The following is an 848-nucleotide window of genomic DNA, read 5'->3' as shown; positions in this document are numbered from 1 at the left end:
AGACCTTTTATGGCCATACATCCCCCTTTCAGCGGCGACGGTTAACGGCAGGCGGTACGCCCCGTCCAAGCCAGAGATGACAACTTCCGCCATCATCCGGCGAAACCCGATCTACCCAGAAATTTTCCTCACCGATGGTCAGCGTGTCTCCACGCCGCAGCTGCCGCACCTCATCAGTCCGGACAAACAGGGACGGGCTGGAGCCTTCAACGCGCACGCCCTGTCCGGCATAGCTGATATTTTCAGGGTCATCAAAAACACCACGTATCACCGCACCTGACTGCTCACCGGATGTAATGGTGGCTGACGTTCCCATGTACCCGCGTATCGTTTCATCGGCGCGGGCAATGGCAGCATCGAACAGGTTATCGAAATCAGCCACAGCGCCTCCCGTTATTGCATTCTGGCCAGGCCGCGCTCTGTCATTTCGGCTGCCACACCGGCAGAGACACGAAACGCCGTTCCCGGCAGCACAAATGCCACAGGTTCATCCCGCGTGGCGTGAAGTGCATCAGTATGCAGCTTCACCAGTGCCACGACCGTGACCAGTTCAGACGTATCCAGAATCACGGTATCCGGCTGCGCTGATCCCACCTCATTTTCATGTCCGGTCAGCACATTTTCCCGGCTGAGAGGGGTGTCCTGACCGGCAGTTTCATCCGTGTCATCAAGCTCCTCTTTCAGCTCTGCCACACGGAGCGCCAGTTCTTCTTTCGTCCCCGTCAGGCTGACATCACGGTTCAGTTGTTCACCCAGCGAGCGGAGACGGGCAATCAGTTCATCTTTCGTCATGGACTCCTCCACAGAGAAACAATGGCCCCGAAGGGCCATGATTACGCCAGTTGTAC

The 848-nt window shown here is 57.3% G+C and carries 2 protein-coding genes; both read right to left on the bottom strand.

Annotated features, from left to right (window positions below):
- Positions 1-28: 28 nt before the first annotated feature.
- Positions 29-382 (bottom strand): head-tail joining protein, encoded by a 354-nt coding sequence (locus PU704_RS19940; protein WP_000752979.1) that lies wholly within the window; start codon positions 380-382, stop codon positions 29-31.
- Positions 383-393: 11 nt separating this feature from the next.
- The coding region (locus tag PU704_RS19935) for a DNA-packaging protein FI (RefSeq protein ID WP_477218305.1) at positions 394-848 on the bottom strand (455 nt) is incomplete at its 5' end.

Source organism: Kocuria oceani, assembly GCF_029524215.1.
In the GTDB taxonomy this organism is placed as follows: domain Bacteria; phylum Actinomycetota; class Actinomycetes; order Actinomycetales; family Micrococcaceae; genus Kocuria; species Kocuria oceani.
This window is presented reverse-complemented; position numbering and strand designations above follow the sequence as displayed.